The sequence below is a fragment of the Chitinophaga sp. genome, from assembly GCF_036566945.1.
Taxonomy (GTDB): Bacteria; Bacteroidota; Bacteroidia; order Chitinophagales; family Chitinophagaceae; genus Chitinophaga.
In genome coordinates this window covers 1-8061 of record NZ_DATCVJ010000445.1, presented here as the reverse complement: position 1 = coordinate 8061, position 8061 = coordinate 1, and the positions used below count along the sequence as shown (strand labels likewise).

Here is an 8061-nt window from a genome sequence, read left to right as displayed (position 1 = left end):
CGTAACCCATACATTTATCGATGAGATTCCATATGAATGAATATAAAATCCAGGTGCTGAAGAAAACAGTATTAGCAAAATACAAAACACTGTAACCTAATACTACAAAGGCTTTCAGACATATTCCATATAAAAATCCGGCTATCCTCGTTTCAGAAGATCGCCGGATTTTTTTTTAGTACGTTGCTTTTATTGCGTGTTCCGGGAATGTTATGGTTTATCCCACCATACCGGCGTCATAAAAACATCTGGTCCCTGGATGGCATTCGCCGCTTCTATATTGGTTCTGTTTACATCGTAATCACTCCGTGGATAACGTAATCTTCGTGGAATTTGCCCGTTTGTTTCATTGTTTTTGTAATTCACGGGCGTCAATACCGGATATCCACTACGGCGCCAGTTCGCATACGCTTCATACCCGTTCAGGAAAGTAGTAATATAATATTGCGTATTGATGGCTTCCAGTTTAGCCGCTAAAGCTCCGGAGGCCACAGCGGCGGATTGTGCAGTAGCGTAAGCTGTAGCTGCAACATCATTATACACAATGCTGGTAGAATATAAACTCCATTGCCAAATGCCTGACTTCACACCAGAGATAAAAAACTGTACCGGATCACCTGCAATCCAGCCCCTGGCCGCAGCTTCCGCCTTCATGAGCTGTACTTCAGAATAGGTCATGAAGATATTGGGAGAATTGGGTTGCACAATCACTTGTTTGGGCTGTGAATAATGCGCAATGTTGGCATCACCTGTAGAACCAATGCCATACACCGGATCAGAGGAATTATCATACCCGTTAGGCAACCCTTTCTGATTGGCAGGGGTATCATCACCACCCGGCGTAGAATCTGCCTTTGGCAATTCAGAGATAATCCTCAAGCGTGGATCTGCTTTTGTTTTGAGCATGTCCACGAAAAACTTCGACAACTTGATCCCCTGGTTTGCCTTGTTGGTTTCGCCTCTGGCATTGGAATAAGTGCCTATTACGTGGCTGTTGGGATTATCATAATCACCCGGCGCATGCTGAATATAGAACGCATCTTCGTTGGCGGTGAATACACCACCGGCAATTGCTTTCTGCACCCACTGCTTTGCCGCCGTAGGATCTGATTTTTTAGACAAGCGCATTCCAATACGCAGCATCACAGAATAAGCCAGCTTTTTCCATTGTGAGGCAGTACCACCATAACCTGAAATATCACCGGCTACGCTACCACTCACATCTATGGCGGCAGCAGCCTGCTCCAGTTCCGTTGCCAGCCCTGTATAAATGGCGTCCTGGTGATCATATGCAGGCAGAAACACCAGGTCCGGATAAGCTTTGTCTGCCTGAGAATAAGGCACATCCCCGTATAGATCAGTGAGCCTTTGCAACACAATCACCCGCGCAATCTTCGCAATTGCATTATAATTTTTCTGTGTCGCATCCCCCGCTGTTTGATTCATCAGCGTCGATAAAATTTTCGTTGCATTCGGATAAAACGAATTGAAGGCTGCACCGGAATAATCATCGTTATACAGGTATTTATCTCCCACATAAGTTAAGCTAAGGGAAGAAGTTTGCTGTATCATAGGGGAGCAATAAATGAGATTAGCCCGCCATGCTTCATATTCACCACCGGAAGTAAAAATCAATCCCCGGGTGAGCAAAATGCTCGGAGCCACAATAGGCGCCGCCGTAGGATCGGTATTTATCTTCTCAAAATTCTTGGTGCATCCGCTGAATGCCAGTGCGCCTGCCATGAGCAGTATCAGTAGTTTATATATTGACTTAGCCATAATCAGTTGATTTAAAATTTCACGTTCAGATTTAATCCAAAGCTCCTTGTCTGCGGATAACCCATTAACTCAGCACCCTGACCAGCACCATTGCTGTAGGTAGATTCAGGATCTACATTGGGGATATCTTTGTAAATGATCCACAGGTTCCGGGCTACAAATGACAATGAAGCGCCGGTAAATGGTGATTTACTCATGATGCGTGCGGGCAAACTGTAAGTCAGTATAATCTGACGCAGTTTGACAAAGCTGCCATCATAAATAAATGGCTCGGCAATATTGAATGCGATATTCTGGTAGTAATCCTGTGCCGCTACCACTTTATCCACATATTTGGAAGGATCTGCGGGGTCCTGCGCTTTTACAGTGATGCCATCGGCGCGTCCTTCCAGTGTATTTTTCTGTAAGCCGAAATAGGTGGCGTAGTCGTTGGTACCGGAATATATTTTATTTCCCCAGCGGGCGTCGATCAGTACGCCGAGTGAGAAATCTTTGTAGGTAAAGTTGTTGTTAAAGCCCAGCGTATACGGCGCTACACCGGTTCCGAAGATGGCATATTCGCCCTGCAGTGGCTTACCAGCGCTGTTGAAGAGAATATTACCCTGATCATCCCTTCTGAATTTATACCCTTCTATCACACCAAATGGTTGTCCGGGTACTTGTTGTATAGTAGCATTAAAAGTACGTACATCCGATACTTTCAGGGCTTTCAATCCGGCGGCCAATTGTATTACCTCACTCTTGTTGTAAGCAAAGTTAGGGGTGATATCCCAGGTAAAATTTTTAGTACGTATAGCCGTAGCAGTTATCATCAATTCTACCCCTTTATTACTCACCTTACCTACGTTGATGAAAGCAGTATTAAAACCGGATGCATTCGAGATTGTGGTTTGCACGATATCATCTTTCGTGGTGCGGGTATAATAAGAGAAGTCGATATTCAGTCTGTTGTCGAACATTCTTGTTTCGAAACCAGCTTCAAAGCTGCTGTTGACGTATGGTTTCAGGATAGGATTGGGTACTGCATAAGTACCATCCTGTGCCTTTTTCACATCTGCCACCGGGAAACTGGTAGTACCCAATGATAGTGGGTTTTGCACATTGTACGACAACCTTAAACGATAAGGATCTGTATCGCCGCCCACCTGTGCCCAGGATGTTCTGATTTTAGCGTAGTTAATCCATTTGGGCATGGTCACCGCATCAGACAGTACAAAGCTTAATCCTGCCGAAGGATAGAAAATACTGTTGCTGTTGAGCGGCAAAGTAGAGAACCAATCGTTACGACCTGTCAACGTCAGGTACAGATAGCTTTTGAAGGCTACTTCTGCAGACGCATAGATAGAATTGATCTTCTTTTCAAAGATATCGTTGGTAACTGTTTTTGTTTGCAGATTGGTTTGGTCGTAGAAGAAAGGAATGTTGAATGTATTACCGGTGAGATAAAGTTTATCATTCTTATTGTGCATCACGTTGGCACCTACAAAAGCGGTGAGGCGCCAGTCGTCGTTAAACTGTTTATCCATTCCCAACATGATATCGGCGTTGACTTCATAAAAGTTTTGCCGTGTCTGATCGTTGATTTGTCCGCCTGTATTATAGGCAGTACCGGTAGGTGTGATCGCAAAGTTGCTTCTGTTGTACATATCCGCGCCTATGCGTCCTTTGGCGTACAGCCAGGGAAGGATGTCGTAGCGTAATTCTGCCGAGTTAATGAAACGGTCTTTTTTATCATCCTGTGCAAAATCATACACCGAAAACCAGGGGTTGGTGATGTACTGATTAGCGTTCCAGTAGCGTTCGAAACCATCCGGGCCAAGTTTACTGTCTTTCAGCGTTTGCACTGCCAGACTGGTGGGCAGCATGTACAACGCGAAATTGGCGTTACCGGGTGAATCGGATACACGGGGACGGTTATACGTACGTTCCCGTATATATTTGGAATATACATTCAGGGTGAGTTTCTTTCCCAGCAGGGCGGACACGTTCAGGGAGAGATTATCTCTTCTGATGCCGGAGTTGGGAAGAATCGCTTCATTTTTCATATCGGTGGCGCCGAAGCGGTAGTTGATTTTATCGGTACCGCCGCTCATGCCAATAGAGTTGGTGAAAGTATATCCGCTTTTATAGAATTCTTTGAAATTATTTTTCACCGCACTATAAGGATGGGTTTTGCCATCGAACTGGATTACGGAAGATCCATCCAGTTTGGCGCCCCAGCTCATGAGTCCAGTGGACGTGGCTTCTGCCTGTGTTTGTGGTTTCAGGCCATTGGTACCCATTCCATAGTCGTATTGCCAGTCGAGGTTACTTACAATGGGTTTGTCGATGGTAATATTGCTGCTGAACTCCACGCCTACGCCTTTTCGTTTGGCGCCGCTTTTAGTGGTGATGAGTATAACGCCGTTGGATGCACGTGAACCGTACAAAGCGGCGGCAGTACCACCTTTTAGTACAGACATGGTGGCAATATCATCGGGGTTGATGCTGGAAATACCGTCACCGGCATCGGTACCGCCATATTCGTTGGCCTGTCCCAGGTTATCATTATTGATAGGAATCCCATCTACTACGATAAGTGGTTGGTTATTTCTGTTTTTATCGATGGAGGTATTTCCTCTCAGGATAATGCGGCTGGATCCGGCAGGGCCGGTGGCCGTGGAGGTAACGTTCAGCCCGGCGACTTTACCCGAGAGGGTATTGGCGATATTGGTAGAGCGGGCTTGCGTGAGCTCATCTCCTTTTATTTCGGACACCGCATATCCCAGGGCTTTCTTTTCCTTGCGGATACCGAGGGCGGTGACCACTACTTCGCTAAGACTTTTTTCATCCTGTTTCAGGATAATGTTCAGCGGGCTGTTATTGGCAGGCACTTCCTGGGTAAGGTAGCCCAGATAGCGGAATACCAGTACATTTCCCGGCGCCAGGGTGATGGAGAAATTACCATCGGCCGTAGTAACGGTACCTTTCGAAGTACCTTTCACGAGGATATTTACGCCAGTGAGTGGCTGGCCACCTGCGTCAGTTACTTTACCGGTAATAGCCTGCTGCGCCCATACTGCAGGGGCGATCAACAGGAATAGCACGGCTAGTAAAACAAGATTAATAGATTTCCGGATCATGCTTAAATGAATAAAGTGAAGAATAGGAATTAATGCCATAGTGAGGGAATAACAGGAAATAGATTTGTTGTTTGAAAATTCTACATGGTGATTGGGTTATTAGATTATTTTGGTGATACTATTATTAACAACGTGGAGCAAAAAGTGTTGGCAGTCGGGGATAAAAAAAAACGCCGGCGTGATGCCGGCGTTGAAAATAAAATATATAAAAAGAGGTGATTACATGCGTGAGGAAGATTCTCTGATGATCAGTTCCGGCGCCAGTACAATTTGTTGCGGGCTGGCGGAAGGATGATTTAATTCTGTCATCAGTACTTCCACAATATGCTTGCCGATAGCGCCTATGGGCTGTGATACGCAGGTGATAGAAGGCACGTGCAAACGGAAAAGATCATGATCATCAAATCCTATCAGACCAATGTCCTTTCCTATTTTCCATCCAAGTGAGCGAATACTTTCAATACCGGAAATACCGAGGTAGTTAGTGGCGAAGAAAACGGCGTCGAGATCTTTTACCGAAGTCAGGAATTTCTTTATTTCGTTGTTGAAACTTTCTCTGTCGAGGTCGAATGGCAGGCGTTTCACCAATGATTTGCTGAAAGGAATTTTATTGTCTTTGAGCGCCGCAGTAAAACCGTCGAGGCGATCTTTCATTTGTGTTTGTTCTGAAGCGATGGTGACGATGGCTATTTTTTTATAACCTTGTTTTACCAGGTGAGTAGTAGCATCGTAAGCTCCTTTAAAGTTGTCGAGTACTACATAGTGACTACTTAACTGAGGGAAGTAGCGATCCATGAGTACCAGTGGTTTGGCGGCGGTTTGCAGCAGTTCTATTTCCTTGTCGAGGTTTTTGGTGGGGGTAATGATGTAACCATCCACCTGTCTGTATTTCAGCACTTCCAGTAAGCCTTTTGCTTTTTCTGTATTATCTTCTGTGCTGCCATAGAGTACTTTATAACCGTATTTGTCGGCCTCGTCTTCCACTACTTTCGCCAGTGTGGCAAAGAAGTTATTGGCGATATCTTCCACAATCAGACCGATGGTTTTTGTTTTTCCTGTACGCAGGCCACGGGCAAGCTGATTGGGTTTATACTTCAGCCGGGTTGCAATTTTCTGTATTTTTTTGCTTACCTGTTCACTGATTCTTTTCTCCTTTGCTTTTCCGTTGAGTACAAAAGATACCGTTGTAGGAGATACTCCGGCTTGTTTTGCAATATCTTTAATAGAGATCCCTTTCATAGAAAAAATGCTACATCGATTTAGCCTTGCGTAATTTACAAAATGAAGTTGGAAATTACGTTGTTGTACTAATTATTCCAAGGAACTCCTGAAAACTTATTCAAAACTACCGGATCTGTTTTCTATCACATAAATTGGTTATTTTGGGGAGAATGATATTTTTTTAACCACTTTTTATTAATTTGGCATCATTCATAGGACGATCTCAATACTACACGCCTGCGCACATAAGGTTCCACCGGGTGGGAATAATGGTGATGGTAATAAAGTATAGGACTGCCACAGTAATATAGTAGCTTAAATTAATACATGAATGAAACCCATCCTTATTAAAGTTGGGGCTTTTGCCGATAACCAGATCACCATTATAGAGAGAAGTGATCCTTATTTTAATACCCCTTTTCACTTCCATCCGGAGTGTGAGCTGGTGTATGTAACCGAAAGCCACGGGAAGAGAATAGTGGGGGATAGCATCGAGAGCTTTGAAGAAGGCGACATGGTGTTTCTTGGACCGCATATACCACATGTGTGGTATAATGAAGAAGAATATTATAAGGGAGATGACAATCTGAAAGCCAGGTCTGTGGTGATCTATTTCCCTAAAGATATTTTCGGGGAGAAATTTTATGGATTGCCGGAAACAAAAGCGCTCAGTGAGCTTTTCCATCGTGCCCAGCGGGGTATGAAGATTACCGGCGCTACACATGAGTTACTGAAGCCGGAAATACTGGCGCTGCCGCGGAAAGAAGGACTGGACCGGATTATTTCCCTGCTGCATATCTTAAAAACATTATCTGAAACGCGTGACTGTTATTATCTGGCCAGTACCGGGTATTCGCATGCTTATAATGTAAAAGACAATCATAAGATTGATGAAGTTTTCAAATATGTAATGAATAACTTCTCCAAGGAAATATCCTTGCAGGATGTGGCCAGCATCACCAATTTATCGCCACAATCATTTTGCCGGTTCTTTAAAAACCGCACAAAAAAATCCTTTGTACAATTTTTGAATGAAGTGCGCATAGGCCATGCCTGTAAGCGTTTGACAGAAGAAGACTGGTCTATCGCAGAAATTGCTTATTCCTGCGGATTTAAGAATCTGTCTAATTTTAACCGCTTCTTCAAAGAAATAGTAGGCAAAACACCGAAAGAATATAAAAACGAATTGCGGCTAAAGGAAGCATGATAAAAATATCATTATTTTACTATTTGGTTATTTAGTTATTTTAAAAAGTAAGTAACCAAATATGAAAATATCAAAATTTTCTTCTTACATTCATTTTCAGTAATTATCAACCAAAACGCTTAATTACTACTGTAATTCGATGTACAGCAGTTATTCCGATAACCAGTTAATATCGCTGCTAAAAAGCGATGATTGCGCTGCCTTCAATGCCATCTACGACCGATATAGCAAGCTTTTGTATTTATTTATACACAGTAAGCTGGATGCGGCAGAGATCAGCAAAGATGTACTGCAGGAGCTTTTTATTTCCTTATGGGAAAAGCGGCATTCTTTGATTCTGAAGGAATCATTGAAAGCTTACCTGTACCAGGTAGCCCGCCACAAAATCATAGACATTTACCGTAAAAACGCCACCTACCGCAAATATCTGCAGCAGCTGATCGAGCATTTCGATGCGCAGCCGCATTCTATCATGGAAACGGTGGATAATAAGGCCAGAACCCAGGAACTGTTCGAGGCGATCAATCATTTGCCGGAGCGCATGAAAGAAATTTTTATGCTCAGCCGATTTGAGAATCTGACCGTAGAACAGATATCCACGCATTTGGGCCTGTCTCAACAAACAGTTAAAAACCAGATTACCAAGGCATTAAAGATATTAAGGGCCAACTACGCCAGAACAGACATGATCGTTATTTTACTGCTCATTTATTTCATATAGTCGTTGGCTTT

At 43.7% G+C, this 8061-nt stretch carries 5 protein-coding genes; 2 read left to right on the top strand and 3 right to left on the bottom strand.

Translation table 11 applies throughout. The features are described 5' to 3' along the window. Positions 1 to 210: 210 nt before the first annotated feature. From VIP81_RS13655 to VIP81_RS13645, 3 genes are all read right to left on the bottom strand, one after another. Positions 211 to 1779 (bottom strand): SusD/RagB family nutrient-binding outer membrane lipoprotein, encoded by a 1569-nt coding sequence (locus tag VIP81_RS13655; protein ID WP_331961423.1) that lies wholly within the window; start codon positions 1777 to 1779, stop codon positions 211 to 213. An 11-nt stretch (positions 1780 to 1790) separates the two neighbouring features. Then, positions 1791 to 4940 carry a SusC/RagA family TonB-linked outer membrane protein gene (locus VIP81_RS13650; protein WP_331961420.1) on the bottom strand — a complete coding sequence of 1050 codons (3150 nt, stop codon included), beginning with the start codon at positions 4938 to 4940 and terminating at the stop codon, positions 1791 to 1793. Between the two features lie 180 nt (positions 4941 to 5120). Then, the gene (locus VIP81_RS13645) at positions 5121 to 6140 is read right to left on the bottom strand and encodes a LacI family DNA-binding transcriptional regulator (protein WP_331961417.1); all 1020 of its coding nucleotides are present in this window, start codon (positions 6138 to 6140) and stop codon (positions 5121 to 5123) included. Between the two features lie 313 nt (positions 6141 to 6453). Between VIP81_RS13645 and VIP81_RS13640 the strand changes: the two genes are divergently transcribed. Further along, the gene (locus tag VIP81_RS13640) at positions 6454 to 7329 is read left to right on the top strand and encodes an AraC family transcriptional regulator (protein WP_211971911.1); all 876 of its coding nucleotides are present in this window, start codon (positions 6454 to 6456) and stop codon (positions 7327 to 7329) included. A 139-nt stretch (positions 7330 to 7468) separates the two neighbouring features. Further along, positions 7469 to 8050 (top strand): RNA polymerase sigma-70 factor, encoded by a 582-nt coding sequence (locus VIP81_RS13635; RefSeq protein WP_331961410.1) that lies wholly within the window; start codon positions 7469 to 7471, stop codon positions 8048 to 8050. Positions 8051 to 8061: the final 11 nt, after the last annotated feature.